General features: G+C 67.9%; 29 protein-coding genes. 10 read left to right on the top strand and 19 right to left on the bottom strand.

Going from position 1 to position 24,124, the window contains the following annotated elements:
• Nucleotides 1–10: 10 nt before the first annotated feature.
• From GGQ63_RS00485 to GGQ63_RS00395, 19 genes are all read right to left on the bottom strand, one after another.
• A complete protein-coding gene (locus GGQ63_RS00485) occupies nucleotides 11–478 on the bottom strand; it encodes a chemotaxis protein CheW (RefSeq protein WP_183851639.1) in 468 nt (155 codons plus the stop codon).
• Nucleotides 475–3,150 carry a hybrid sensor histidine kinase/response regulator gene (locus GGQ63_RS00480; protein WP_183851638.1) on the bottom strand — a complete coding sequence of 892 codons (2,676 nt, stop codon included), beginning with the start codon at nucleotides 3,148–3,150 and terminating at the stop codon, nucleotides 475–477. The genes GGQ63_RS00485 and GGQ63_RS00480 overlap by 4 nt, the downstream gene beginning before the upstream one ends.
• A gap of 72 nt (nucleotides 3,151–3,222) precedes the next feature.
• Nucleotides 3,223–4,893, bottom strand: a complete 1,671-nt coding sequence (locus GGQ63_RS00475; RefSeq protein ID WP_183851637.1) for a methyl-accepting chemotaxis protein — start codon at nucleotides 4,891–4,893, stop codon at nucleotides 3,223–3,225.
• A 24-nt stretch (nucleotides 4,894–4,917) separates the two neighbouring features.
• On the bottom strand, nucleotides 4,918–5,436 hold the full coding sequence (locus GGQ63_RS00470; protein ID WP_183851636.1) for a hypothetical protein: 519 nt from the start codon (nucleotides 5,434–5,436) through the stop codon (nucleotides 4,918–4,920).
• Nucleotides 5,433–5,834 carry a hypothetical protein gene (locus GGQ63_RS00465; RefSeq protein ID WP_343061044.1) on the bottom strand — a complete coding sequence of 134 codons (402 nt, stop codon included), beginning with the start codon at nucleotides 5,832–5,834 and terminating at the stop codon, nucleotides 5,433–5,435. The genes GGQ63_RS00470 and GGQ63_RS00465 overlap by 4 nt, the downstream gene beginning before the upstream one ends.
• Nucleotides 5,831–6,358 carry a rod-binding protein gene (locus GGQ63_RS00460; RefSeq protein ID WP_183851635.1) on the bottom strand — a complete coding sequence of 176 codons (528 nt, stop codon included), beginning with the start codon at nucleotides 6,356–6,358 and terminating at the stop codon, nucleotides 5,831–5,833. Before GGQ63_RS00460 ends, GGQ63_RS00465 begins: the two co-directional genes overlap by 4 nt.
• Nucleotides 6,359–6,400: 42 nt before the next feature.
• Nucleotides 6,401–6,808 carry a hypothetical protein gene (locus GGQ63_RS00455; protein WP_183851634.1) on the bottom strand — a complete coding sequence of 136 codons (408 nt, stop codon included), beginning with the start codon at nucleotides 6,806–6,808 and terminating at the stop codon, nucleotides 6,401–6,403.
• Complete coding sequence (locus GGQ63_RS00450; protein ID WP_183851633.1) at nucleotides 6,805–7,557, bottom strand: flagellar biosynthetic protein FliR; 753 nt, start codon at nucleotides 7,555–7,557, stop codon at nucleotides 6,805–6,807. The genes GGQ63_RS00455 and GGQ63_RS00450 overlap by 4 nt, the downstream gene beginning before the upstream one ends.
• Entirely contained in the window at nucleotides 7,554–9,638 is a 2,085-nt protein-coding gene (flhA, locus tag GGQ63_RS00445; RefSeq protein ID WP_183851632.1) for a flagellar biosynthesis protein FlhA, read from the bottom strand. Before flhA ends, GGQ63_RS00450 begins: the two co-directional genes overlap by 4 nt.
• Nucleotides 9,639–9,644: 6 nt before the next feature.
• Nucleotides 9,645–9,911: a flagellar biosynthesis protein FliQ gene (gene fliQ / locus GGQ63_RS00440; RefSeq protein WP_183851631.1), complete on the bottom strand. Its 267-nt coding sequence runs from the start codon at nucleotides 9,909–9,911 to the stop codon at nucleotides 9,645–9,647.
• 2 nt (nucleotides 9,912–9,913) lie between these two features.
• Complete coding sequence (gene flgD / locus GGQ63_RS00435) at nucleotides 9,914–10,339, bottom strand: flagellar hook assembly protein FlgD (protein ID WP_183851630.1); 426 nt, start codon at nucleotides 10,337–10,339, stop codon at nucleotides 9,914–9,916.
• Between the two features lie 9 nt (nucleotides 10,340–10,348).
• A complete protein-coding gene (gene flbT, locus GGQ63_RS00430) occupies nucleotides 10,349–10,744 on the bottom strand; it encodes a flagellar biosynthesis repressor FlbT (RefSeq protein ID WP_183851629.1) in 396 nt (131 codons plus the stop codon).
• Between the two features lie 12 nt (nucleotides 10,745–10,756).
• A complete protein-coding gene (gene flaF, locus GGQ63_RS00425; RefSeq protein ID WP_183851628.1) occupies nucleotides 10,757–11,104 on the bottom strand; it encodes a flagellar biosynthesis regulator FlaF in 348 nt (115 codons plus the stop codon).
• Nucleotides 11,105–11,120: 16 nt separating this feature from the next.
• The gene (locus GGQ63_RS00420) at nucleotides 11,121–12,170 is read right to left on the bottom strand and encodes a flagellar hook-associated family protein (protein WP_183851627.1); all 1,050 of its coding nucleotides are present in this window, start codon (nucleotides 12,168–12,170) and stop codon (nucleotides 11,121–11,123) included.
• A 4-nt stretch (nucleotides 12,171–12,174) separates the two neighbouring features.
• Nucleotides 12,175–13,626, bottom strand: a complete 1,452-nt coding sequence (gene flgK, locus GGQ63_RS00415) for a flagellar hook-associated protein FlgK (RefSeq protein ID WP_183851626.1) — start codon at nucleotides 13,624–13,626, stop codon at nucleotides 12,175–12,177.
• 7 nt (nucleotides 13,627–13,633) lie between these two features.
• Nucleotides 13,634–14,890 carry a flagellar hook protein FlgE gene (locus GGQ63_RS00410; protein WP_183851625.1) on the bottom strand — a complete coding sequence of 419 codons (1,257 nt, stop codon included), beginning with the start codon at nucleotides 14,888–14,890 and terminating at the stop codon, nucleotides 13,634–13,636.
• 78 nt (nucleotides 14,891–14,968) lie between these two features.
• Nucleotides 14,969–16,291, bottom strand: coding sequence for a flagellar protein export ATPase FliI (fliI, locus tag GGQ63_RS00405; protein WP_183851624.1), 1,323 nt, complete (start codon nucleotides 16,289–16,291; stop codon nucleotides 14,969–14,971).
• 15 nt (nucleotides 16,292–16,306) lie between these two features.
• Nucleotides 16,307–17,023, bottom strand: a complete 717-nt coding sequence (flgF, locus tag GGQ63_RS00400; RefSeq protein WP_183851623.1) for a flagellar basal-body rod protein FlgF — start codon at nucleotides 17,021–17,023, stop codon at nucleotides 16,307–16,309.
• A 2-nt stretch (nucleotides 17,024–17,025) separates the two neighbouring features.
• Entirely contained in the window at nucleotides 17,026–17,796 is a 771-nt protein-coding gene (locus GGQ63_RS00395) for a DUF1217 domain-containing protein (protein WP_183851622.1), read from the bottom strand.
• A gap of 137 nt (nucleotides 17,797–17,933) precedes the next feature.
• Here GGQ63_RS00395 and motA point away from each other — a divergent pair, with 137 nt between their 5' ends.
• The 10 genes from motA (at nucleotide 17,934) to fliE (ending at nucleotide 24,119) form a co-directional block, all read left to right on the top strand.
• On the top strand, nucleotides 17,934–18,818 hold the full coding sequence (gene motA / locus GGQ63_RS00390) for a flagellar motor stator protein MotA (protein WP_183851621.1): 885 nt from the start codon (nucleotides 17,934–17,936) through the stop codon (nucleotides 18,816–18,818).
• 3 nt (nucleotides 18,819–18,821) lie between these two features.
• Nucleotides 18,822–19,766: a flagellar motor switch protein FliM gene (locus GGQ63_RS00385; RefSeq protein WP_425502031.1), complete on the top strand. Its 945-nt coding sequence runs from the start codon at nucleotides 18,822–18,824 to the stop codon at nucleotides 19,764–19,766.
• Entirely contained in the window at nucleotides 19,747–20,046 is a 300-nt protein-coding gene (locus tag GGQ63_RS00380) for a hypothetical protein (protein WP_183851619.1), read from the top strand. The genes GGQ63_RS00385 and GGQ63_RS00380 overlap by 20 nt, the downstream gene beginning before the upstream one ends.
• Entirely contained in the window at nucleotides 20,043–20,369 is a 327-nt protein-coding gene (gene fliN, locus GGQ63_RS00375) for a flagellar motor switch protein FliN (RefSeq protein WP_183851618.1), read from the top strand. The genes GGQ63_RS00380 and fliN overlap by 4 nt, the downstream gene beginning before the upstream one ends.
• 10 nt (nucleotides 20,370–20,379) lie before the next feature.
• Nucleotides 20,380–21,402 carry a flagellar motor switch protein FliG gene (locus GGQ63_RS00370; protein ID WP_183851617.1) on the top strand — a complete coding sequence of 341 codons (1,023 nt, stop codon included), beginning with the start codon at nucleotides 20,380–20,382 and terminating at the stop codon, nucleotides 21,400–21,402.
• Nucleotides 21,403–21,410: 8 nt separating this feature from the next.
• Nucleotides 21,411–22,487 carry a flagellar biosynthesis protein FlhB gene (gene flhB, locus GGQ63_RS00365; RefSeq protein WP_183851616.1) on the top strand — a complete coding sequence of 359 codons (1,077 nt, stop codon included), beginning with the start codon at nucleotides 21,411–21,413 and terminating at the stop codon, nucleotides 22,485–22,487.
• Complete coding sequence (locus tag GGQ63_RS00360) at nucleotides 22,474–22,929, top strand: hypothetical protein (protein ID WP_183851615.1); 456 nt, start codon at nucleotides 22,474–22,476, stop codon at nucleotides 22,927–22,929. Before flhB ends, GGQ63_RS00360 begins: the two co-directional genes overlap by 14 nt.
• A 67-nt stretch (nucleotides 22,930–22,996) precedes the next feature.
• Complete coding sequence (flgB, locus tag GGQ63_RS00355; RefSeq protein ID WP_183851614.1) at nucleotides 22,997–23,380, top strand: flagellar basal body rod protein FlgB; 384 nt, start codon at nucleotides 22,997–22,999, stop codon at nucleotides 23,378–23,380.
• Nucleotides 23,380–23,802, top strand: a complete 423-nt coding sequence (gene flgC, locus GGQ63_RS00350) for a flagellar basal body rod protein FlgC (RefSeq protein WP_183851613.1) — start codon at nucleotides 23,380–23,382, stop codon at nucleotides 23,800–23,802. Before flgB ends, flgC begins: the two co-directional genes overlap by 1 nt.
• Nucleotides 23,802–24,119 (top strand): flagellar hook-basal body complex protein FliE, encoded by a 318-nt coding sequence (fliE, locus tag GGQ63_RS00345; RefSeq protein WP_183852564.1) that lies wholly within the window; start codon nucleotides 23,802–23,804, stop codon nucleotides 24,117–24,119. Before flgC ends, fliE begins: the two co-directional genes overlap by 1 nt.
• The last annotated feature ends 5 nt before the right edge of the window (nucleotides 24,120–24,124 follow it).

Genomic DNA, 24,124 nt, shown 5'->3' with positions numbered 1-24,124 from the left:
GATCGTGGGTTCAGGCCGCTCGCGCGGGAGTGACGCGCGCGAGCATGGATTGGACGTCGAGCACCAGCATCAGTTCGCCCGGCAGGCGGTAGACGCCGTCGACGAGCGGTGCCCAGTGGGGATCGATGTTCGAGGGGTTGGGATCCTTGCGGACATCCTCGAGCAGAAGCACGTCGCCGACCTCGTCGATCATCAGGCCGAAGGCCTCGCCCGCGCTCTCGATACCGACCGCCATCGAGGGGCCGGTCGCCGGGGCGACGCCGAGCAACCGCCGCATGTCGAGCATGGTCACGATCCGGCCGCGCAGGTTCAGGACGCCGGCGATCTCCGTCGCCGACAGCGGCACCGCGGTGATGCGGTCGGGCGAGAAAACCTCGTTCACCGTATCGATCGGCAGGCCGAAGAGCTGGCCCCCGATGCGCACCGTCACATACTGGCGGGCCTCGCCGCGATCGACGGTCGTGGAATGCGTGGTCATGCGGCCTCCAGGTGCTCGTTCGAGGCGAATTCGCGCAGCGCCGCCATCAGGCCCGGCCGGTCGAACTTCGCGACATAATCGGTGAAGCCGGCCTCGCGGCCGCGCTCGATGAGTTCGGGACGGCTGGTCGAGGCGACGCCGATGATCGGCAGATCCTCGAGGCCGAGCTCGTTGCGGATCGCCTCGGCGAGGTGGAACCCGTCGACATCGTCCGCACCGACCCCGCTGACGACGGCGGCGAAGTCACGATCGGCGGACAGCCGGTCGAGCGCCTCGCGGGCCGTGCGGCAGGTGATGACGCGGTAGCCGTGGCCGCGCAGCAGCGGCTCGAGGAGCGCCCGCAGGAAGGCGTTCTCGTCCACGAGCAGAAGCCGGTGCGCCCGCCCCTCGAAGTGCGGCGTCACCTGGAGATCGCCGCCGAAGGCCGCGCCCATGAAGTGGCCGACATCGTAGACTTCGGTGGCGATGCCGTTGATGATCGCGCCGCCGATGAGTTCCGGCGTCGCCGGCGAGAGCTGCAGGCGCAGCTCGGTCTCCACGATGTCGACGATCTCGTCGACGACGAGGCCGATCGTCTGTGTCCCCTCCGAGAAGATGAGGAGCGGCTGACGGCCGCTGGTGCGCCGCTCGACCTCGGCATTGGCGTAGAGCACCGGGATGAGCGTACCGCGATACTGGACGACGGGACGGCCGTCGAGCTCCTCGAGATTGCTGGCGTCGAGCTCCTCGAGCCGGGTGACGAGCGAGAGAGGCACGGCCTTGATGCCTTGTGCGCCGGCCCGGAAGAGCAGGAGCGAAGTGAGCGCGTTCTTTTCCGCACCGTGTTCGGCCGCAGTGACCGTGTCCATGTCGGCGGTCTTCTCGGCACGGGCAGCCGCGAGCTGGGCGAGGCCGTTCGGGTCGACGATCATGATGACGCGGCCGTCGCCGAGGATCGTGCTGCCGGAGACCATCGAGACGTGCCGCAACATCGAAGCGAGGGGCTTCACGACGATCTCTTCGGTATGGGACACCGCGTCGACCACCACGCCGAACTGCTGCGCGCCGACATTCATCACAGCGATCAGCGCGTCCTCGCGGCCGTTGCCGACGAGTTCGGCCTCGCGGCGGCGGACGCCGAGCGCCGCACCGAGATCGACGATCGGCAGCAGCTGCTCGCGCAGCGACAGGACCGGCGTGCCGTTGATGCGGCGGATCGAGTGCTCCGAGCCCTCGCGGACCCGCACCAGTTCGAGCACCACCGTCTGCGGCAGGGCGAAGCGTTCCTCGCCGGCGCGGACGATCAGCGCCGGGACGATGGCGAGGGTGAGCGGGATCTTGATGACGAAGGTGGTGCCCTTGCCGGGCTTCGACCGCACGTCGACCGTGCCGCCGATCGCCTCGATGTTGTTGCGCACCACATCCATGCCGACGCCGCGGCCCGATACGCTCGTCACCGCCTTCGCGGTCGAGAAGCCGGCGTGGAAGATGAAGCGGTAGAGCTGAGCGTCCGGCATCCGCCCCGCCTCGGCCTCGGTGCAGAGCCCGTTCTCGATCGCTTTCGCCCGGATCCGGGCGACATCGAGGCCGCGGCCATCATCGGCGATCTCGAGGATGACGTGGCCGCCTTCGTGATAGGCCGAGAGACGGATGGTGCCCCGCTCCGGCTTGCCCGCGGCGCGCCGCGCTTCCGGTGTCTCGAGCCCGTGATCGGCGGAATTGCGCACCATATGGGTGAGCGGATCCTTGATCTGGTCGAGCACCTGGCGGTCGAGTTCGGTCTCGGCGCCGTGCTGTTCCAGCTCGATCTGCTTGCCGAGATCCTGCGCCAGATCGCGGACGATGCGCGGCAGCTTCTGCCAGGCATTGCCGATCGGCTGCATCCGGGTCCGCATGACGATGTCCTGCAGCTCGCCGGTGACGTTGGAGAGCCGCTGCAGCGAGACCTTGTATTCGCTGTCCTCGTTGCGGCGGGAGATTTCGAGCAGCTGGTTGCGGGTGAGCACCAGTTCCGAGACCATGGTCATCAGCTGCTCGAGCGTGCCGAGATTGACACGGATCGTCTGCGCCGAGACCGAGTCGTGCGAGGCGGCCGCGGCGGGCGCTTCGGCGGCGACCGGCCGCGCCGCCGAGGCGGCGGGCTTGGGCGCCCGAACCTCGACGTCCGTCTCGCGGAAGACGCGGTCGAGTTCGGCGAGCGGCACCTCACCGGGCAGCAACTCGCGCTCCAGCCGTTCGATGACGGCCCCGATCGACGTCGCCGCGGGCGCCGGCGCCGGAGCGGGCGCTGCGGCCGGAACGGCAACCGGCTCAGGAACGCGGGCGACCTCCGCCTCCAGCGCGGCGATCAGATCCGCGTCCGAACCCTCGGGCTCGGTGCCGTCGCGCTGCTCGATCTCGGCGAGCAGGGTCTTGATCCGGTCGATCGTGGAGAGGATCAGCCCGACAGAGCCCGACGTGATCGGCCGGCCGTTGCGGAACTCGTCCATCAGCGTCTCGGCCGCGTGAGCGAGACCGGCGAGCCGGCTGAGGCCGATGAAGCCACATGTGCCCTTGATGGTGTGCACGAGCCGGAAGATGTTGTTCAGGATCTCGCGGTTGCCGGGGTCGGTCTCGAACTTCACAAGTTCGGTATCGGCAACGTCGAGGCTCTCATTGGTCTCGGTCAGGAACTCTCGCAGCAGGTCATCCATGGCGCCAACTCTGAGAATGCGGAAAGGAAGGGGTGAAAGACCCGGCGTAAGACGGCGTCGGGCGGCGTGACATCAGGCGGCGCGAACCCGCTCGACGAAGGCATCCACCTGGCGGCGCAAGTGCATCGCCTGGGCGGAGAGATCGGCGGCCGAGCGCACGATCTCGGCCGAGACACGGCCGGTGTCGGCCGCGGCGGCGTTGACGGTGGTGATGCTCGACGAAACGTCCTGGGTGCCCTGGGCGGCCTGATGGACGTTCTGGGCGATCTCGCCGGTCGCAGCACCCTGTTCTTCGATCGCCGTGGCGATGGAAGAGGAGATCTCGTCGATCCGCTTGATCGTGCCGCTGATGCCCTCGATCGCCCGGACGACGTCGTTGGTCGCGCCCTGGACGGCGGCGATCTGCGACGAGATCTCGTCGGTCGCCTTCGAGGTCTGCTCGGCCAGCGTCTTGACCTCCATCGCCACGACGGCGAAGCCCCGACCCGCCTCGCCCGCCCGCGCCGCCTCGATCGTGGCATTGAGGGCGAGGAGGTTGGTCTGCGAGGCGATGTCGGTGATGAGGTTCACGACCTGGCCGATGCGCTGCGCGCTGGTGGCGAGGCCACGCACCACCTCGGCGGTGCTCGACGCCTGGTCGGTCGCCTCCCCGGCGATCTTCGCCGCAGTCGACACCTGTTGGCCGATCTCGCGCACCGAGGCGGCGAGTTCTTCGGCGGCCGAGGCGGCGATCTGCACATTGCTCGTCGCCTGGTCGGCCGCGGCACTCACGGCCTGCGACTGGCGGCTCGTCTCGTCGGCCGACGAGCTCATGCTCGCCGCCGAATGTTCGAGCTGCGACACCGCCGCGGCGACGGTCCGCACGACGCCGGACACCTCGCTGTCGAAGCGGTTGGCGAGGTCCTGCATGGCCGCGCGGCGCTCCGAAGCGGCGCGCGCCGCGCTGCGCTCCTGCTCGGCGCGGAGCTCGGACGCTTCGCGCAGCGTCGAGAGGAGATGGCCGGTCGCGCTCCACAGCGCGCCGATCTCGTCCTTGCCGGAGCTCGTCTCGATGGTGACGTCGAGCTTGCCCCCGGCGACCGCCGTCACCGTATCGATGACGCGCCGGATCGGCCGGCTCACCGCGAAGACGCCAATGAAGAGCGCGATGCCTACGCCGACGAGGACGCCGACGATGGTCGTCAGGGCGATCAGCATCTCGGCCGCGTCGGCACGCGCCGCCGCCTGGTCGCGGAGCGGGTCGAGCTGCTGGCGGATCCGCTCGACATGGTCCTTGAGCGAGGCCTGCAGGGCTTTACGGTTGGTCCGGTTGGCTTCGTTGTTGCCCTGGGCGTTCGCCGCCTGCGGGTTGACCTCGGTGGCGAGCCGCACCGTCTCCGAGCGGAACTGGATGAATCGTCCGACATCGGCGGAGAGCTGGTCGAGATCGGCACTGCCGGCCGGCTCGAGCGCCTTCGCTTCCTCTAGCACCTCGGCGATCACCCGCAGCGAGCGCGTCATGCCTTCGGCGAAGGGCTTCGCCTTCTCGATGTCGGGCGACATGTAGACGCCGCGCGCATCCATCACCACCGCGCTGACGAGCCCGTTCATCCGCTCGGCGATGAAGGCGCGCTGCGCCTGATGGTCGAGCCGACGGGCGAGATCGGTCTGTTCGCTGAGCGTGTAGAGCCCGAGCCCGCCGACGCACAGCGTGGCGAAGCCCGTGACGGCGGCGATGGCGTAGATCTTGGTGGTTATCTTCATGGCGGAGGTTCCCCGGAAGGCGTCCTAATGGGTCGAAGGCTCGATCTGCCGGACCGCCCGCGGCTCCGCGGGCTGGGTCATCCGGTTCGCGAGAGCCCGGATCTCGGTGCGGTCGATGTAGTTCAGGCCGTCGACGAGGACCTCCTGGATCACCGGCGCGTTGAGCTTCGCATTCACGTTGTTCTTGATATTGCTCATGATCTCGGCAAGATTGTACTTAGACAGCTTGCCGAACTCGACGCGCCCGTTGGTGTAGATCTCGGAGAAGGCGGCGTCGGTGACGAAGATTTGCGGCTCGATCGGCAGTTTGCGAAGCGTTGCGGCATCGGCGGTGAAAACGAGCTTGGCGATGACGTAGCCGCGGATCTGTCCGTCGAGGATCATGGGAATGTTGATCGGGTCGACCCTGCGATATTCGAGGCCCGCGAGAAACGGCTCCTCCTTCGCCTTCGGCGGCAGACCGGCGGCCCAATAGGCGCCGGCATAGCTCGCCGCCAGGGTCACGAGGCAGGCCCACAGACCGATGACGAGCGGTTTGATCATCGGGAGCCATGCCCCGAACCGAGCGCCGCGCTGTAGGTGCCGTCCGACTCCGCGTCGCGCAGCGCATCGCCGAGAATGTCGGTGACCTCCTGAGCGGCGGCGAGATAGAGGCCGAGCAGGTCGTAGTTCTGCTGCAGCTTCACCCGGACGCGCTGAAGCTGATTGCGGATCGCATGGTCGGGGCTCGCCTGCAGGCTGCGCGCGGCGCGGCTCAGTTCGAGCAGGCTGCGGCTCTTGCGCCGGTTGGTCTCGACGAGATCGATGGCATCGCGGCTGCGCAACGCCGCGTTCTCGGCGTCGATCACCTCTTCGAGCCGGTCGAGCAGGCCCTTGAGCCCGCCGGCCGACCCGGCGGGCAGAACGTGCGTCGCGTCGGTCCAGTCTCCTGCAAAGCTCACGACGCACCCCCGACCAGCGCTTCGCGTTCCGCGACGCGGGCGGCGATGCCGACCCCGCCCGCCTTGGCGATCTCATTGGCGATCCGCTCCGCGAGCATCGAGCGCCAGACCTGGCCCGCCGTGCCCTCGCCGTACATGACGGCGCTGGAGCGGGGCAGCATCTGCTCGACGAACTGGCCGAGCACCATCGCCTCGAAGCGGCGATAGGCGTCGGGCGTTGCCGACGGCCCGCGCGTCGACAGCACGGTGGCGTTGAGGAGTGCGGTCGACGAGGTCATGGCGAGCGGGCTCGCAGGCTCGAAACCGGCGGACCCCGCATCGGCCTCCCCTGCCGCGGCCGGGGCGTCGCCGGCGCCGTCGAGCAGGGCGGCTGAATCCGCCATCACGCGATCGAAGGCGAGCGGATCGGCCGCGGGATTTGCCGAAGAGGCCTGCTGCAGCCGGGCCGCGATCGCCTGCGCCTTGCGGGGGTCGGCGGCCCGGACGACGTCGAGAAGCAGGTCCGACGGAGGTTGGATGCTCATGTCCCATGCACCATGTGGTAGTCGACGCTGCAACCTGAACCGTCAGGCTGGTGGGAAGCTTGCGTCACACCGGGCGATCAGGGCCTCGAGCGTCTCGTCGAGGGCGCGGCGCTCCGCTTCCGCCCGGCTCGCCGCGGCGACGCGGCTGGTGGAGCGTTCGGCGCGCTCGAGGCGCATCGCCTCCTCGAGCGCCTTTGCCTTTTGGGCCGCAACGGCGCCGGCGAGACGGACGATTTCGGCATCGATGGTCTTCAGCCGGCGGGCCGCGAAGCCCACGACGACGGGCGAGAGACATTCGTCGTTGAGGACGGCGAGCACGGCCGCGCGTTCCGCGGCGGCCGCGGCTTCGTCGCGCTCCAGCTGGATCAGGACGTGATCGGCGCGTTGACGCAGCCGCCGCTGCACCGCCTCGACCCGCCGCGCCTTGCCGAGCCGGTCGGCGGCACTCATCCGGTCGCCAGCCAGCTCGAGAACGCATCGACGAAGGCCGACAGCATGTCGCCGATCGTCGCGTAGAGCAGAAGCAGCCCGCCGAACGTGACGAAGGGCATGGCGATGAAGAAGACGGGAATCGTCGGCGTCAGCTTGTTGGTGAGGCCGACAGCGAAATTGACGATGGCCGAATAGATGAGGAACGGGCTCGCCAGCCGCAGAGCCAGAAGGAAGGTCTCGCCCAGCCGATCGAGCGCAAGCCCGAGCGCAGCGCCCGATTCGAGCGGTGCGCCGGGCGGAATGCGACCGTAGGATTCAACGAGGGCCCGAATCATCTCGATGTGCTGACCCGTCGCGAAGAGCAGCGTCACGGCCGAGAGCGAGATCAGCGTGGTGATCTCGGGCAGTTGGCCTTCCTCCTCGATCACCATCCCGGCCGGCGTCGCGAGACCTACCGATTGCGCCGCCGCGGTGGCGAGCGCCTGCAGGGCCAGGATGAAGATGCGGGCGAGCAGGCCGATGATGCCGCCGGCGGCGAGTTCGCCGCCGATCGCGAGCAGCAGCTCGGCGATCGGCTTGCCGGCGATCGCCGGGACGATCTGCGGGGCGACGAGCGGTGTCAGCGCGAGCGAGACGCCGAGCGCCAGGAAGAGCCGGATCTGTGACGGTATCCGGGCGCTCGACAGGCCCGGCATGAGCATGAAACAGGCGCCGACCCGGCAGAAGACGAGGAAGGCCGGCAGAATCAGCCCCTCGACCGGGCTCACGAAATCGCCCCGAGCGAGCGGATCTCGACGCCGCGGGCGATCTCCACATGGGAGAGCACGGGCAGCGAGGGGAACATCCGCTCGATGATCATACGGACATAGGGCCGGGCGTCCGGCGCGGTGACCAGAACGAAACTGCCGACAGTCTTCATGCGCTCGCGGATTGCGGTCGAGGCATCGGCGCCGAACTGTTCGACGAGTCGCGGATCGATGTCGAACTCGATCACCTCGCCCTTGGCGTCGCGCTTCAAGCCTTCATGGAAGGTGAGGTCCCACTTGCCGCCGAGCCGCAGCACATTGACGACGCCGCCGTCCGAGAGATCGCCGCAGATCTGCTGCGCCATCCGCATGCGGACGTGCTCGACCACCTGTTCCGAACGGCGCGCATGCGGCACGATCTCGGCGATCGCCTCCAGCATCAGATGCAGGTTGCGGATCGACACCCGTTCGGCAAGCAGGAGTTTCAGCACCGCCTGCAGCCCCGAATAGGAGATCTGCGACGGGCAGATGTCCTCGATCAGGCGCTTGTATTCCGGGTCGAGCCGGTCGAGCAGCGCCCGCATGTCCTTGTAGGAGAGGAGCTGGGCGAGATTGTTCGAAACGACCTCGCTGACATGGGTGAGAATGACCGAAAGCGAATCGACCGGGGCGAAACCCTCGCGCTTCACTTCCGCCGCATAGGCCTCCGAGACCCAGAGCGCCTTCATGCCGAAAGCCGGCTCGCGCACATCGTCGCCGGGCACGTCCGGCCGCGGCCCCTCGCCCACCACGACGAGCATCTCGCCGATGCGGACGTCGAAGGCGGCGACGGTGGTGCCGTGCATCTTGATCTGGTAGCCCTTCGCCGGCACCGACAGGCTTTCGCTCACCTTGATCTCGGGCACGACGAAGCCGTAGCGCTCGGCGAACTTCCTCCGCATCTTGCCGATCCGGTGCGCCAGCTCGGCGGGGTTGCGCAGCGCCACCGTGGCGAGCTGCTTGCCGACGGCGACCTCGATCTCGGGTGTGCGGAGCGACTCCTTGACGGAGTCCTTCGCCTCCGCCGCGGCGATCTGCTGCTGCTCGCGCAGCCGGGCCGCCTCCGCCTCCTTCTGGCGGGCGACGTGCTGCGGGATGCGATAGGCGACAAAGGCCATTACGCCCCCGAGCGCGGCGAACGGGATCAGCGGCAGGCCGGGCACGAGCGCGAGGGCGAAGAGGAGGAAGGAGGCGACGTAGAGGGCCCGGGGATAAGCGCCGAGCTGGCCGAGCACCGCCTTGTCGGTGGAGCCGCGCGTGCCACCCTTCGAGACGAGCAGGCCGGCCGCGAGCGAAACGATGAGGGCCGGTATCTGCGAGACGAGGCCGTCGCCGACGGACAGGCGGGTGAAGATGTCGGCCGCCTCGGCGAGCGGCAGGCCGTGCCGGGTCACGCCGATGATGATGCCGCCGAAAATGTTGACGGCGATGATGATGAGGCTCGCCACCGCCTCGCCGCGGACGAATTTCGATGCGCCGTCCATCGAGCCGAAGAAGGAACTCTCCTCCTCGAGCTCCTGGCGGCGGCGCTGCGCCTCCTTGTCGTCGATCAGGCCGGCATTCAGGTCGGCGTCGATCGCCATCTGCTTGCCCGGTATGGCATCGAGCGTGAAGCGGGCGCCGACCTCGGCGATACGGGTGGCACCTTTGGTGATCACGAGGAAGTTGACCGTGATCAGGATGACGAAGACCACGATGCCGATCACGAAATCGCCGCTCATCACCAGCTGGGAGAAGCCGCTGATGATGTGACCGGCGGCGTGCACGCCGTCGCCGCCATGGGCGAGGATCAGCCGCGTCGTGCCGATGCCGAGCGCCAGGCGCAGCATCGTCGCGATCAGCAGCACGGTTGGAAAGGCGGAGAATTCGAGCGGCTTCTGGATCCACAGCGCCACCATCAGGATCAGCACCGACAAGGCGATCGAGAGCGCGAGGCCGATATCGATGAGCGCGGGCGGGATCGGCAGGAAAAGGACGGCGAGGATCGCGACGATACCGGCGGCGAAGCCGATATCGCGGCGGGATGCGCGCTCCGGCGCGGCGCTGAGGCTCGCCTCACTCATGATCGATCAGAACCCGGTCGCGATGCGGCCGTAGATTTCCTGCGTGAAAGCGAGGACCTGCTGGCCGACGAAGGTGGCACTCAAGGCGGTGACGACGAGCACGGCGATGATCTTGGGGATGAAGGTCAGGGTCACCTCCTGGATCTGCGTCAGCGCCTGCAGGAGGGCGATCAGGATGCCCACGAGCATCGCCGCCACCACGGCCGGTCCGGCCGCGACGATGACGGTCCAGATCGCCGACTGGACGATGTCGAGGGCGTCGACCTCGTTCATGCTCAGGCGATCCGGACGCCGGCGCCGAGCGCGACCTCACGACCGTCGGCGAGCGTCGCGACGACGCCGTCCGCATTGATCCGCACGGAGGCGACCCGCCCCGACACGGTACCGTCGGCGCTCGTCAGCGTGCGGCCGATCGCGGCGTCGGCAACCTGCAGCGACGAGGCGGTGAGCAGCGAATCGAGCTTCGCATTGGTCGAAACGCTCTGTTCCACCTGCGAGAAGGAGGCGAGCTGGCCCATGTACTGCGCCGTATCCATCGGCTCGGTCGGATCCTGGTTCTTCATCTGAGCGATGAGCAGTTTCAGGAAGGCCGAGTAATCGAGCGTCCCCGTGCCGCTGGTGCTACGGGAAGTCGAGGAGGCCGGCGCGGCGCCGGCCGCCGTACCGGCCTTGGCGCCCGAGAGCGCGGAGATGTCGGTCATCATGGGCATCTATGCCGCTTTCGGCGTGCCGCCGAGGATGGTCGTCTCGACCAGGAACAGCCTGCGGATCACTCTGAGCGCCTCGAACAGCCGCTCGGCATCGACGAGGCTGCCGATCTGGGCGAGCGCCGCGACCATCGATTCGTCGCTGAACGTCACCATCAGCCCGGCGAGTTGGTCGCGGAACACGCGCCGCGCCTGCATTGCCTTCGTCGGCTCGATCAGCATGGTCTGGACGACGAAGTAGAGCTGCCGCAGCGGCGTCGTCGTATCCTCGATCTGCAGCACATGGCTCTCGAGCAGGAAGGAGACGTCGTTGAGGAGCTCGATGGTGACCTTCCTGTCGACCCGGATGACCGCGCCGTTGAGGAAGATCCGCTCGCCGGGCTTCAGCGAAATCAGCATGTCGGGAACGCCTTACGCCAAGCCGTCACGGATGGTCTTGTTGACGTCGATGAGACCGGCGAAATTCGTCGAGCGGGCCTGCACGATCTCGTCGGCCTCCTTGATCACCCAAAGACCGATCGAGATCAGATTGGCGCGCAGGGCATCGGCGAGCTCGTTGTTGGGGTCCGACAGATCGCGGATCAGGAAGCCCCAGAGCTTCTGAAGGTAGAGCACGGCCTGGGCGGCCTCGGGCGAGGTCGGCCCCTTTTCGCGCGCGGTCGAAAGGAGTTCGAGCGCGTGATCGAGCGCCAGACGCTCTTCCTGCCGCCCCTCGGCGCCGGAATCGCCCAGGATTTCCGCATAAGAGAAGCAATACATCTTAGACTCCTTCCGTCTAGACGTAGTCCAATATGGACATCTTCAGTATTCGAGACGTCAGCGAAAACGACATCTCGATCTGCGTCGACAGCATGTCGAGCCGCGTCTTCGCCTCGGCGGGATCGACGGCTTCCAGTACGGAAACACGCCGGTCGGTCACGTCGAGCGCGCGCCGCATCATCTCGTCGGCGGCGTCGATGCGGTTCTGCGCCGCGCCGAGGCGCGTTCCGATCGTGGTGAGCTCGCCGATCGCCGCACCGGCGAGATCGCGCGCCTTGTCGAAGATGAGTCGCGAGGCATCGCCCTTCAGCGCGGCGCCACCCAGTGCACCCACGATCGTGTATGCCATGGCGAGCTTGCGCATGGCTGGCTCGTTGGCGCTCGCCCCGGTCCCGATCCGCTCGGTCGCGGAAATCGTGCTCTCGCGGTTCTGCGAGGAGGCTTTCGACCAGGTGGCGCTCCACCCGGTCTCATCGAAGAAGCCGGCGAGTTGCGTATCGATGAAATCGGCGAGATCGGCCGCCGGGATGCCGGCAATGGCGGGGTCGCGCTGCGGATCGGTGGGGTCGAGGCCGAAGCGCGCCGCGAAGGCCGCGCGGATGGCCGCCTCGGGTCCCTCTTCGAATCCCGCGACCGGTTTCTCGCCGCTGTTGACGCCGCCGAAAAGATAGCGCCGGCCGTCCGTGACGTTGAGGGTCGAGGTGAGCGCGTCGAGCGCGCCGCGCGCCTGCTGGGCGAAGGACGGCGACGCGGCGTCCGCCTGCAGCGCCGTGACCGTCATCTGCAGGAAACGGTCGGCGCCGCCACGGATGTCGTCGAGCGCGGTCTGTGTGCGCTCGATGTTGGAGCGGGCCGCGGCATTGCCGTCCATATAGCTCTGCAAGGCGGCGTGTTCCCGCCGCAAGCCGACGCTCTCGCCGAGCCTGACACCCAGCGCGAGACCGAGATCGGCGCGCCGTCCGGTGGTCAGCTCCTTGCTCGCATTGGCGAGGTCGGTCTGCAGCTTGAAGAGCGCACTGCGCGGCGCCCCGGTCAGGCTGAGAGTCGAGATGAAGCTCGTGCGCATCGGATCACCGCGTCGCCTGGAGCAGCACGTCGAACAGGCCGCTGATCACCGCGATCAGCTTTGAGGAGGCCTGATAGCTGCGCTCGAGTTCGAGCTGGCGGGCGTATTCGTCGTCCATGTTGATCCCCGTCGCATTGGAGAGCGCACCGGAAGCATGCGCGAGCAGGGCCTTCTCGCTGTCGGCGGTCACCGCCGTGTTCTGTCGCTGCCGCGCCAGCCAGCCGACCGAGGCGCTCGCGAAATCGCCGAGGCTCGCCTGCGGATCGAGGGCGGCCGCGCTGTCGAAGCCGCGCACGGCATCGAGGCGGTCGCCCATCGCCCGCAGATTGTCGGCGAAACCGGCATAGCCGGTGGTGCCGGCCCGGTAGGACGGGCCATTGATGCCGCCGTCGCGCAGCAGCGCCGGCGAACCGCCGCGATCCGTGTCGACGGCCGCGACGACGCCGATGCGGCGCGCGAGTCCGGTCGGATCGGCCGGAACGGTGGTCCCGCCCGCGGTGAACAGGCCGGGCGCCGGTGCGCCGCCGCCGGTCCGGTCGGTCTCGGCGAAGACGGCGATCAGACCGTGCGCCACCGAATCGAGCTGTTTCTCCATGGTCGGGGCGAGGCTGTCGCGCAGCGCCGCGAGGCCGGCGATCCGCCCGGAGCGCAGCGGCATGGCGGCATCGGCACCGGTGACGCCAACGCCGTCCACCGTCACCGCCGCGCCGGACTGGCCCGCCGCCAGCACCGGCGTCGCGGCGAGCGCGACGGTCCGGGGCGAACTCTCGAAGAGCGTCGCGCCGCCATCGGTGTAGATCAGCATGTCGTTGTTCGACCGCGTGATGGCGGTAACGCCCATCTCCTCGGAGAGGCTGGCGAGGAGCGTGTCGCGACGGTCCATCGCGTCGCTCACATCGGTGCCCGCGGCCGAGCCCTTGATCACCGTCGCGTTCTCGACGGCGAACTGGCGCAGCAGATCGTTGACCCGGGCGACCGAGCGCACCATGCCCGCATCGGCGTCCTCGCGGACGCTCTGGACGGCGGCGGCGGCGGCGTTGAGCGTGCGGGCGAGATCCTTTGCCGAGGTTACCACGGCCGCGCCGAGCGAGGGCTCGTCGGGCGCATTGGCATATTGCGCGAGGGCATCGCCCAGAGCCCCGAGCTTGGCGGCAGGCGAGGCGTCGCTTTCCGGATCGCCGATCGTCGCCTGCATCCGGTCGAGCCCCTCGAGCCGCGCGGCACCGGCGGCCGAGGAAGAGGTCGCCGCGAGCATGCGCGTATAGAGCGCGCTGTCCGCCGCCCGCGACACGGTGACGACATAGGCCCCGCCGCCCGGCGCGGTCGCCGTGACCGCGATCTTGCGCGACGTGCCGGCCTGCCCCGCATTGGCGATGTTGCGCGCCGTCGTCTCGATCTGGCTCGCCGTCGCGAAGAGTGAGGAGCGCGCCGTGTTGAGGGCGAGCGAGAGGCTCATCGCGGCCTCACCGCTTCAGGTTCATGAGGACGTCGAGCAGTTCCGACCCGGTCTGGAAGACCTTCGAATTGGCCGTGTAATCGCGCTGCGCGCTGATCATCTCGGTGAGCTCGGACGCCATGTCGACGTTCGAGCGCTCGGTCGCACCCGACACCATGGTGCCGAGCGCGTTCTCGGTCGGGAAGCCGATCTGCAGGGCGCCGGATTCGCGCGTCGTCTCGTAGACATTGCCGGGCTTCGGATTGAGATTGTCCGGGCTCGTCACGGTGGCGAGCGGAATCCGGTACATCGGCGATTTGCGGCCACTGCTGTCGAGCGCCGAGACGATGCCGTCCGGTCCGATGATGACGCCCGACACCGAGCTCGGCGCATTGCCGTCGACGGTCGCCTTGAGCGGCGTGTAGTCGTCGGCGAGCTGGGTCATGCCGGTCAGGTCGAGCGTCAGATCCTGACCGTTCGGCACCGTCAGCATCATCGACGGCGTCGAGGAGAGATTGCCGAGCGCGTCGAAGGTCAGGCTCTGGCTCGCGAGGGGCGCGGTCGCATAGGGGAAGCCGCCGCCGAGGCCCGCATCGGCGCGGTTGAAGGCGGTCATTTCCCAGGCGATCGGCGAGTCCGAGGTCTTGGTCAGATAGATGTCGAGCGTGACCTCCTTGCCGAGATTGTCGAAGGTGACGAGGGAGGACTTCTGAGAGAACTTCGCTCCGGCGATGTTGTCGGCCGGGGTCGATCCCGTCACCACCGCATCATTGGCCGGGAGGTTGGCGGCGAATGCGCCGGTGCGGGTCGGGATCGCGGCGAGCCGCACATCGGCGATCCGCAGCGGCTGCAGGCCGCCCGCGCCATTCAGCACGATGTTCGGATCGCCGCCCGAGATGTCGTAGCCCATCAGGCGGAAGCCGGCGGTGTTGGTCAGGTATCCGGTCGAGGCATCGACCGCGAAGGAGCCGGCACGGGTCAGATAGGGCAGGCCATCGGTGCCCGAGACGAGAAAGAAGCCGCTGCCCTGGACCGCGAGATCGGTCGCCGAAGTGGTGTAGTTGAGCGCGCCCTGCTGGCTGATCGCGTAGCGCGTGCTCGAATTGACCGCGCCGGAATTATACTCGCCGGGGCCGCTCTGCAGCAGCAGGGTCGAGAACTCCGTCGAGGCGCGCTTGTAGCCGGCGGTGCCGGAATTGGCGATGTTGTCGGAGATCGCCCCGAGCTTGTTCGACTGCACCGCCATACCGGTCACGCCGGTGCGCATCATGCCGTAAAGGCTCATCTCATCACTCCTGACTGGCCTGCCGCCGCTAGAGAACAGCGCGATGCTTGCGCGAGACTGGCGCCCCGCCCGGAGCGGTCAGCCCCGGATCGCCTGGGCGAGTTCGCCGAAGGGATCGCGGCTCGGCGGCGCGTCGGCGAACTGGCGGAGCGCGTCGTAGATGCGCGGCACGACGCCGACGGCCTGATCGAGTTCGGCATCCGAACCCGCCTGGTAGCCGCCCATCAGGCGAAGGTCGCGCGTATCCTCGTAGCGGGCGACGAGACCGCGCAATCGGCGGATCAGGGTGCGCTCCTCGGGCGTCCAGACGAGATCGGCGAGCCGCGACACGGAACCGAGCACGTTGACCGCCGGGAATCGGCCCTGATCGGCGATCGCCCGGTCGAGAACGATATGGCCGTCGAGCGTGCCGCGGATGGCGTCGGCGACCGGATCGTTGTGGTCGTCGCCGTCGACGAGGACCGAGAAAACGGCGGAGATCGAGCCGCTGCCCTCGGCGCCGGGTCCCGCCCGCTCGAGCAGGCGCGGCAGCGTCGAGAAGACGCTCGGCGCATAGCCGCGCGTCACCGCCGGCTCGCCCGCGGCGAGCGCGACGTCGCGGGCGGCATGGGCATAGCGCGTCACGCTGTCGACGATCAGCAGCACCGATTCGCCGAGATCGCGGAAATACTCGGCGACGGCGAAGCCGGCGCGGGGCGCCAGCCGCCGCATCATCGCGCTCTCGTCGCTCGTCGCGACGACCACCACAGCGCGATGACGGTTCGAGGCGAGCGGACCCTCGAGGAACTCGCGCACCTCGCGGCCGCGCTCGCCGACCAGCGCGACGACCACGGTGTCGAAACCCTGGCAGCGGGCGAGCATCGAGAGGAGCGTCGACTTGCCGACTCCCGAGCCGGCGAAGATGCCGATGCGCTGCCCCTCGCAGAGCGGCGTGAACAGATCGATGACGCGCACGCCGGTGCGCAGCGGCTTGTGAATCCGCGACCGGCTCATCGCCTCGGGCGGATCGGCGTCGAGCGGCATGGCGCGAGGCCCCACCGTCAGGGGTCCCAATCCGTCGAGCGGCCGGCCGAGCGCATTGATTACCCTGCCCTTCCAGTCGGCCGCCGGCCGAAAGGCGAGCGGCCCCGCCCTGTGCGCCGCCGCCCCGATGCCGATCGCGATGCGCTCGTCGAAGGGCTTGATGATCGCCGCGGCATGGTCGAGGCGAACGACCTCGCCGACGACCGCGCGCCCGCCCGCGTCGACCGTCACGGAATCGCCGAGCCGCAAATGGCTCGAAAGACCGCTCACCACGAAGTGGGTGGGCGCCACCTCGCGCACCGCGCCGCGCACGCGCACGAAAGGCTCTTCGTCGAGGCCGGACTGGATGGCGGCTTCGAGCCGGGCGAGACGGTTCATGGCGCGCGCTCAGGCTCAGGAGGAGGGGGCGAGCGTGCGGATCGCCTCGGCGGTCGAGTCCTCGCCCTGCTGCACCGCCTGGCTCGCCATCTCGAAGGCGCGCTGGACGTTGATCAGCCGCGTCATCTCCGTCACCGGGTCGACGTTCGAGCCCTCGATATAGCCTTGGCGGACGCCGAGGCTGGTGAAATCCTGCACCGGCTCCGCCGGCTTGTCCGGGATCACCGCGCCGCCGTAACGGCTGAGCTTGGCATCGGCTGCGAGCGTGAAGAGGCCGAGCGAGCCGAGTCGGTTGCCGCCCTGGCTGATGGCGCCATCGGCCGCGATGTGAACCTCGCCGGCGCCCGGGTCGAGCATCAGCTCGGTCCCTCCCGCATCGAGCACCGGATGGTTCTCGACCGTCAGCAGCTGGCCGGTCTCGGAAAGATGGAAGCGGCCATCGCGGGTATAGGCGGTACCGGCCGGCGTCTGGATGCCGAACCAGGCGTCGCCCTGCGGCGCGACGTCGAAGGCATTTCCGGTCTGGACGACGGGACCGGCGCGCAGCGAGGTATAGGTCTGCCCGGAGGAGACGAAGCGCGTGCCGTCGCCGGCACCCGACAGCACGTCCTCGAAGCGGATCTCTTCCGCCCGGAACCCGGGCGTGTTCATGTTCGCGACATTGTTGGCGATCGTCGCCATACGCCGCTCCGTCGCCATCTGGGCGGAGAGCGCGACATAAAGACTGGTCATGGTCAGCCCCCGTATTTGAAGCCCAGCAGCGTCAGCGCGACGTTGCTGCTGGTGCTGTAAGACCTGCCGATGAGGCTCAGCGCCGGGGAGGACGCGACGCCCTGATCGGCGTCCCAGCGTGCCGTGAAGCGGCGGATCAGCCGGTCGAGCTTCGTTGCATCCTTCAGATCGGCGATGTCGAGCCGCTTCGTCACGGCATTCGCCTGCTTCTCGATGTCGGCCATCGCCATGGCATCGGGGAAGCCGTAGACGGTCTTGACCACCTTCCAGAGCGCTGGATCGGCGAGCAGGCCATAGGCCGACTTCACGCTCGGCGCCTCGCGCTGGAAATAGAGGGCGAGGCGCACGCCCTCGTTCTCTACTCCCTGGTCGACTTCGAGCGCCTGGCGGACATATTTGTCCGCAACATCCTGCCGCGCCTGGCTGCGCGAGGTCGTGAGCGCGCCGTAATTGTCGAAGTCGAACGCCTTCGCGAAAGCGACGAAGCGCTCGTCGTTCAGCCGGTTGGCGAAGGACTTGGTGTCGGTGATGCCCTCGTTCAGCACCTTGCGCATATAGGCCTTGGCATAGGCCATGTCGCCGAGGCCGAAGGCGTTCATCGCATAGTTGAAGAGCCGGGTGTTCTTGAGGAAATCGTCGACCGATTTCACTTTCGTGATGTTTTCGAGATAGTATTTCGTCTCGAGCGCGACCTGGGGTTCGGCCGCCTTGAGCTTCAGCGTGCGGTCGAGGTTGCGGGTCAGCAGGCGATAGGTGGAGAATGTGGTGTCCATGGCCGGGCCGCCCTTCTTCGTCCGGCACCCTCCCCCGACAACCTTGCACGGGGCTTTCCACCCCGCCGGCTCATCGCGGCCAGCCTCGCGCAACCTTGTCGGCCTAGACCGCTCCGCAACAACGGAGTGGCATCACCTTGGGCGTTCTGATCGGCATCATCCTGGGCATGGCGTCGCTGGCCGGCGGCTTCATGGCCATGGGCGGCCATATCGAAGTGATCTGGCAACCCTTCGAATACGTCATCATCGGCGGCATCGCGCTCGGCACCTTCATCATCGCCAACCCGATGTCGACCATCAAGGACAGCGGCGCCGGCATCATGCAGGCGATTTCCGGGAAGGCCCCGAAACGGAAAGACTTCCTCGCGCTCCTCGGCCTGCTCTACGCGCTGATGCGTGAGTTGCGGACGCGACCCCGCAACGAGGTCGAAGCGCACATCGACGATCCGCAGAACTCGAGCATCTTCCAGCACTTCCCCGGCATTCTGAAGGACAAGGAACTGACGCAGTATATCTGCGACTATGCCCGCCTGATCGTCATCGGCAATGCCCGCTCGCACGAGATCGAGGCGCTGATGGAGCAGGAGATCTCGACCATCCGGAAGCACAAGACCAAACCCGCCAGCGCGATCGGCACGGTGGCCGAGGCGATGCCGGCGATCGGCATCTGCGCCGCGGTGCTCGGCATCGTCAAGGCGATGGGTGCCATCGACCAGTCGCCGGAGATCCTCGGCCATTACATCGGCTCGGCGCTGATCGGCACGCTCGTCGGCATCTATGGCTCGTATGCGATCCTTTCTCCGCTCGCCAACAAGATCAAGCTGACGCGCGAGAAGCAGTGCCAGCCCTACATCATCGTGAAGCAGGCGCTGATCGCCTTCATGAACGGCGCCCTGCCGCAGATCGCGCTCGAGCACGGCCGCAAGACCATCTCCTCGGGGGAGCGGCCGACGATCGACGAGGTCGAGGCGGAGTCGATCTCGAACGTGCCGCCGGCCGGCGCCGTCAAGCAGGCAGCCTGAGCCATGAACATGCACGCTCCTCCGAATGCCGCCGGCTCGCGCGACATCCGCGACCTGCTGCTCGACGCCGCCGGTCTGGCGCTCGACAAGCTGCCGATGCTGCACGTCATCTTCGACCGGCTGGCGACCAACTGCGCCGAGAGCCTGCGCCAGCTCGCCGCCTCCCAGGCCTATTACTCGCTCAGCCATGTCGAGAGCGGCCGCATCGGCGACATCCTCGACGGCTATGAAGGCAACGCCATCGCCGGGGTCTTCCATTCGCCGGAGTGGGACAGCCACGTCATCGTGGGCTTCGACCGCGACTTCATCTTCACCATGGTCGAGGTGCTGTTCGGGGCCGACGGCACCGAGCCGCCGATCGATGACGAGCGCTCGTTCTCGAACATCGAGACGCGAATCGCCATCGCCCTCTTCGAACAGGTCGCGAAGGCGCTCCAGGCCTGTTTCGCCCTCGTCAGCCGGGCGACGTTCAAGCTGCAGCGGCAGGAAACGCGCATGGACTTCGCGGTGATCGGCCGGCGCAACAATCTCGCCGTCTGCGCCAAGCTGCTGCTGCAGGCGATCAACCGCGGCGGCGAGATGTTCGTCCTGATCCCCCAGGCCGCGCTGACGCCGATGCGCCAGCAGCTCGCGAGCACCACGGCGGGCGAATCCTCCCCGCGCGACCCGACCTGGACCAAGCACATCCGGGGCGAGGTCGGCCGCACCGAGGTAAGGCTGCGCGCCGTCCTCGAAGAGCGCGAGGTCACGCTCGGCGATGCGGCAGCGCTGCGCGTCGGCCAATTGCTGCCGCTCCAGGCGACGACGCGCAGTCGCGTACGCCTCGAAAGCGAAGAGGAGCCGCTGTTCTGGTGCAGCCTCGGGCAAGCTCAAGGCAGTTATGTGTTGCGCATCGAAGATGCCATCGATCTCGACCAGGAGTTTCTCGATGATATTCTCCCCCGCTGAAGCCCTCCTCTTCGCCGCCCTGGTGATGACGAGCGTTTGTGTCGTGCTCATGCAGCGCCGGCTGCGTGCGCTCGCGGTCGACCAGGGCCGCTACCGCGCCGCGCTCGACGACAGCACTGTGGCGCTCCTCAAGGCCCGGGCCGCCGTGGGCCTCGTCAACGACGACAGCCGCGACCTGCTCGTCCAGCTCTGCCGGAAGATCGAAGAGGCCGAGGCGGTGCTCTGGCGGCTCGACCGCGCCGGCAAGTCGATCGGCCGCGATCCGGAGATTCGCCCGTGAGCGAGAGTTTCGCCCCCGAGACCCTCGTTCCCGGCCGCGAGCCGGAGGAGACTTTCGCCGGACGCGGGCTCGACTCGCTGCTGCGCGTTCCGGTCACGCTGCAGGTGGTGCTCGGTTCCGCCCAGCTGCCGGTCGCCCAGCTGATGAAACTCGGCCGCGGCGCCATCGTCTCGCTCGACCGCCGCGTCGGCGAGCCGGTCGACATCGTGGTCAATGGCCGCATCATCGCCCGCGGCGAAGTGGTCGTCGTCGACGAAGACAATTCCCGCTTCGGCGTGTCGCTGACCGAGATCGTCGGCGCGACCGGCGAAATCACGCGCTGAGGCGGCAGCCATGGCGGCAGTGGCGACGCGCGGATCGCGCGGCCTGACGGGCGCTGACCGCGTCGCGGCGCTCCTGATGACGATGGGCAAGACGACCGCGGCCCGTCTGATGAAGCATTTCCAGCCGGAGGAGATCCGGCTCGTCACCCGGGCGATCGCCGAGATGCGCCCGGTTTCCACCGCGCAGGTCGAACTGGCGATCGAGGAGTTCGCCACCCAGTTCGTCGCCGGCGCCAATGTCGTCGGCTCGGCCGGCGAGGTCGAACGGCTGCTCAACGGCGTGCTGCCGCCCGAACAGATCGCCGAGATCATGACGGAGGTGCTCGGCGCCGCGAACCACTCGATCTGGGACCGCATCTCGGCGGTCTCTGAAGGGACGATCGCCGCCTATGTGATGAAGGAGCATCCGCAGATCGCGGCGCTCGTTCTCTCCAAGGTCAAGCCGGCCTGCGCCGCCAAGGTGCTCAGCCATCTGCCGCTCGAGATGCGCAACGGTGTCATGCGCCGCATGCTCGCCTTCAAGCCGATCGTCGACGAGACGATGCGGATCATCGAGAACACCATCCACGAAGACTTCATGGTGAACCTCGCCCGCAATGCCGGCGCCGACACCCACGCCCGTATCGCCGACATCATCAACAAGATGGAGCGCGAGGACATGGAGAACGTGCTCTCCAACCTCGCCAACACGCGGCCGAAATCGGCCGAAATTCTGAAGGGCCTGCTCTTCACCTTCGACGACATCATCAATCTGCCGGCGCGCGCCCGCACCTCGCTGTTCGACCAGGTGCCGAACGACCGCACCGTGATCGCCCTCAAGGGCACGGATGCCGAATTCCGCGAGATCATCCTGCAATCGCTCGGCTCGCGCGTGCGCCGCATGGTGGAGCAGGAGCTGATGAGCAGCGAACCTTCCTCGCAGCGCGATGTCGCCGAAGCGCGCCGCGCGATCACCGACCTCGCGCTCGAAATGGCCGGGCGCGGCGAGATCGAACTCAATTCGGGCGGAGAGGACGACGCCTATGTCCGCTAAGGCCGCCCATGTCGGAGGATAGCGACAAGGAGAGCAAAACCGAGGAGGCGAGCGAGAAGAAGATCGCCGACGCGGTGGAGAAGGGCAACATTCCCTTCTCGCGCGAGGCGACACTGTTCGCCTCGCTCCTCGGCATCCTCGTCAGCCTCGTCTTCTTCGCCGCCAACCAGACGACGATGCTCGCCGAGGGGCTGGCTCGGCTGATCGACGATCCCGGCGGGCTTCGGCTCGACACGGGCGAGGATGCGACGGCCCTGCTCTGGATGATTGCCGGGCTCGCCGGCCGGGTGCTCCTGCCCGTCGTGCTGCTGCTCGCCGTCGCCGGCCTCGTCGCGGCGCTGTTGCAGAACACGCCGCGACTGGTCGGCGAGCGGATCCGGCCGCAGTGGTCGCGAATCTCACCGATGGCCGGCTGGAACCGGATCTTCGGCAAGCACGGCCAGATCGAGTTCCTCAAGTCCCTCTTCAAGTTCCTCGCCATCTCCATCGCCTGCGGCATCCTCCTCTTCTCCGGCCGCGACGACCTGCTCGGGGCGCTCACCACCGACCCCGTGCTCGTCCCTTCGATGCTGCTCACACTGGCGGTCCGGCTCGTCTCCGTCGTCTGCGTCGCGACGATCGCGCTCGTCAGCATCGATCTCGTCTGGTCGCGGCTGAGCTGGCGGGCCGAGCTGCGGATGACGAAGCAGGAGGTCAAGGAAGAGTTCAAACAGGCCGAGGGCGACCCGATGGTCAAGGCCCGGATGCGCTCGCTCGCCCAGCAGCGCGCCCGCCAGCGCATGATGAGCGCCGTGCCGCGCGCCTCCGTCGTGATCGCCAATCCGACGCATTACGCGATCGCCCTGCAATACGACCGCCAGAAGGGCGGCGCACCGCTCGTGCTCGCCAAGGGCGTCGATCTGATCGCCCTCAAGATCCGCGCGATCGCCGAGCAGAACGACGTGCCCGTCGTCGAGGACCGCGAACTCGCCCGGGCGCTCTATGCCGCGGTCGAGGTCGACCAGTGGATTCCGCCGGAGTTCTACCGGCCGATCGCCAAGATTCTCTATTTCGTCTACAGCCGAGACAAGAATGGCCCGACCTGACGGCCCGCGCAGCCTCGACAGGCGGACCCTGCCTCCGCTGGCGCTCCTGCCTTACGAGAAGCTGCTCGCTGAGACGTTGCGCGGCTTTCTCGCCGAACTCTGTCTCACCAATGCCGGCGTGGTGATGTCCTACATCAGCCATCGCCGCGACGAGAACATGGACGATCTGATCGCCTCCTCGGCGGAGCTTTTCCTGAAGCCGGGCTGCCTGCGCTATGCCCGGAGGGCGACGATCGAGACCGATTGGGGCACGCCGCCCCATGTCTCGATCGAGATGACCTTCGCCTGCGCCCAGCTCCGGGCGGCCTTCCGGATCGTGTTCGCGGCGGCGGTGATCGGCGTCAATGTCGACCGGATCGAGTTCGCATCCGGCGGCCCCGAGGAGGATGGCCTCGCCCGCTTCGCCGCGGCGCTCGCCTCCGCACGCCTTGCCGGACACTGATCGGCGCCGCCAGCCCCAAGCAAGGTTCTCGTCCTAATCTGGTTCCATCGAGAGTTCGGAGTGCCCCTTGGACAAGATCCTGTTGTTCGATCTCGCCGCGCGCCACGCCGATTGGGCTTCGGTGCGCCAGGCGACGATCGCCGCCAACATCGCCAACGCCAACACCCCCGGCTATCGCGCGTCCGACGTCGAGCCCTTCACCTCCGTGCTCGACCGCACGCGTCTGACCCAGATGCGCACCGACCCGCGCCACATGGTGGCGGGGTCCGGTAGCGGCGGCGGCGTCAAGCTCGGCGCCGATGAGAGCTGGAGCGTCACCGCGACCGGCAACTCGGTCAGTCTCGACCAGCAGATGGTGCAGGCCGGCGAGGCCCATCGCGCCTTCAGTCTCGACACGAGCATCGCGCGCGCCTTTCACCGGATGATGCTCGCCAGCGTAAGGAGCGGCTGATGTCAGACCCCCTGCTCTCGATCGGCCGGATCGCCGGCTCCGGAATGGAAGCGCAGCTCTTGCGCATGCGCATCGCATCCGAGAACATCGCCAATGCGCGTTCGACCGGTGCGACCCCGGGTGCGGATCCCTATCGGCGCAAGACCGTCGAATTCGCGAGCGAGCTCGACCGCGCCCTCGGCTTCACCGGCGTCTCGGTTCGTTCGATCGGCGTAGACCGGGCGACCGCCTTCGAGGTCGAGCACGATCCGGGCAACCCGGCCGCCGACCAGAATGGCGACGTCAAGCTGCCGAACGTCAACGTCCTCGTGGAAATGGCGGACCTGCGCGATGCGGGCCGCTCCTATTCGGCCAATCTCCAGATGATGAAACAGGCGCGTTCCATGATCTCGATGACACTCGATCTTTTGAGGGGCGGATGATGCTCGACGCTGTCGGATCGATCACCACCCGCCTCTCGAGCGCGGGCACCGGAGGCGCTGGCGCGGCCGCGCCCGCGGCTGTCGCGAAACCGGCTGGAGGCACTCCCTTCGGCGAGGTCCTCGCCGATGTCTCGAGCCAGGCCGTCGGCACGCTGAAGACAGCCGAGGCAACCGCGATCACCGGCATCGAGGGTCGTTCCTCGGTGCAGCACGTCGTTCAGGCTGTGATGGCGGCGGAGCAGACCCTCCAGACCGCTCTCGCCGTGCGCGACAAGGTGGTCGCCGCCTATCAGGAAATCTCCCGCCTTTCGATCTGAGGACC

Source organism: Prosthecomicrobium pneumaticum (assembly GCF_014199915.1).
GTDB lineage: Bacteria > Pseudomonadota > Alphaproteobacteria > Rhizobiales > Kaistiaceae > Prosthecomicrobium > Prosthecomicrobium pneumaticum.
This window is presented reverse-complemented; position numbering and strand designations above follow the sequence as displayed.

Excerpts from the sequence above, each read along its gene's own strand:
- GGQ63_RS00485 (WP_183851639.1), bottom strand. The coding sequence starts at position 478 with ATGACCACGCATTCCACGACCGTCGATCGCGGCGAGGCCCGCCAGTAT.
- GGQ63_RS00480 (WP_183851638.1), bottom strand. The coding sequence starts at position 3,150 with ATGGATGACCTGCTGCGAGAGTTCCTGACCGAGACCAATGAGAGCCTC.
- GGQ63_RS00475 (WP_183851637.1), bottom strand. The coding sequence starts at position 4,893 with ATGAAGATAACCACCAAGATCTACGCCATCGCCGCCGTCACGGGCTTC.
- GGQ63_RS00470 (WP_183851636.1), bottom strand. The coding sequence starts at position 5,436 with ATGATCAAACCGCTCGTCATCGGTCTGTGGGCCTGCCTCGTGACCCTG.
- GGQ63_RS00460 (WP_183851635.1), bottom strand. The coding sequence starts at position 6,358 with ATGAGCATCCAACCTCCGTCGGACCTGCTTCTCGACGTCGTCCGGGCC.
- GGQ63_RS00455 (WP_183851634.1), bottom strand. The coding sequence starts at position 6,808 with ATGAGTGCCGCCGACCGGCTCGGCAAGGCGCGGCGGGTCGAGGCGGTG.
- flhA (WP_183851632.1), bottom strand. The coding sequence starts at position 9,638 with ATGAGTGAGGCGAGCCTCAGCGCCGCGCCGGAGCGCGCATCCCGCCGC.
- fliQ (WP_183851631.1), bottom strand. The coding sequence starts at position 9,911 with ATGAACGAGGTCGACGCCCTCGACATCGTCCAGTCGGCGATCTGGACC.
- flgD (WP_183851630.1), bottom strand. The coding sequence starts at position 10,339 with ATGACCGACATCTCCGCGCTCTCGGGCGCCAAGGCCGGTACGGCGGCC.
- flbT (WP_183851629.1), bottom strand. The coding sequence starts at position 10,744 with ATGCTGATTTCGCTGAAGCCCGGCGAGCGGATCTTCCTCAACGGCGCG.
- flaF (WP_183851628.1), bottom strand. The coding sequence starts at position 11,104 with ATGTATTGCTTCTCTTATGCGGAAATCCTGGGCGATTCCGGCGCCGAG.
- GGQ63_RS00420 (WP_183851627.1), bottom strand. The coding sequence starts at position 12,170 with ATGCGCACGAGCTTCATCTCGACTCTCAGCCTGACCGGGGCGCCGCGC.
- flgK (WP_183851626.1), bottom strand. The coding sequence starts at position 13,626 with ATGAGCCTCTCGCTCGCCCTCAACACGGCGCGCTCCTCACTCTTCGCG.
- GGQ63_RS00410 (WP_183851625.1), bottom strand. The coding sequence starts at position 14,890 with ATGAGCCTTTACGGCATGATGCGCACCGGCGTGACCGGTATGGCGGTG.
- fliI (WP_183851624.1), bottom strand. The coding sequence starts at position 16,291 with ATGAACCGTCTCGCCCGGCTCGAAGCCGCCATCCAGTCCGGCCTCGAC.
- flgF (WP_183851623.1), bottom strand. The coding sequence starts at position 17,023 with ATGACCAGTCTTTATGTCGCGCTCTCCGCCCAGATGGCGACGGAGCGG.
- GGQ63_RS00395 (WP_183851622.1), bottom strand. The coding sequence starts at position 17,796 with ATGGACACCACATTCTCCACCTATCGCCTGCTGACCCGCAACCTCGAC.
- GGQ63_RS00385 (WP_425502031.1), top strand. The coding sequence starts at position 18,822 with ATGAACATGCACGCTCCTCCGAATGCCGCCGGCTCGCGCGACATCCGC.
- GGQ63_RS00380 (WP_183851619.1), top strand. The coding sequence starts at position 19,747 with ATGATATTCTCCCCCGCTGAAGCCCTCCTCTTCGCCGCCCTGGTGATG.
- GGQ63_RS00370 (WP_183851617.1), top strand. The coding sequence starts at position 20,380 with ATGGCGGCAGTGGCGACGCGCGGATCGCGCGGCCTGACGGGCGCTGAC.
- flhB (WP_183851616.1), top strand. The coding sequence starts at position 21,411 with ATGTCGGAGGATAGCGACAAGGAGAGCAAAACCGAGGAGGCGAGCGAG.
- GGQ63_RS00360 (WP_183851615.1), top strand. The coding sequence starts at position 22,474 with ATGGCCCGACCTGACGGCCCGCGCAGCCTCGACAGGCGGACCCTGCCT.
- flgC (WP_183851613.1), top strand. The coding sequence starts at position 23,380 with ATGTCAGACCCCCTGCTCTCGATCGGCCGGATCGCCGGCTCCGGAATG.
- fliE (WP_183852564.1), top strand. The coding sequence starts at position 23,802 with ATGCTCGACGCTGTCGGATCGATCACCACCCGCCTCTCGAGCGCGGGC.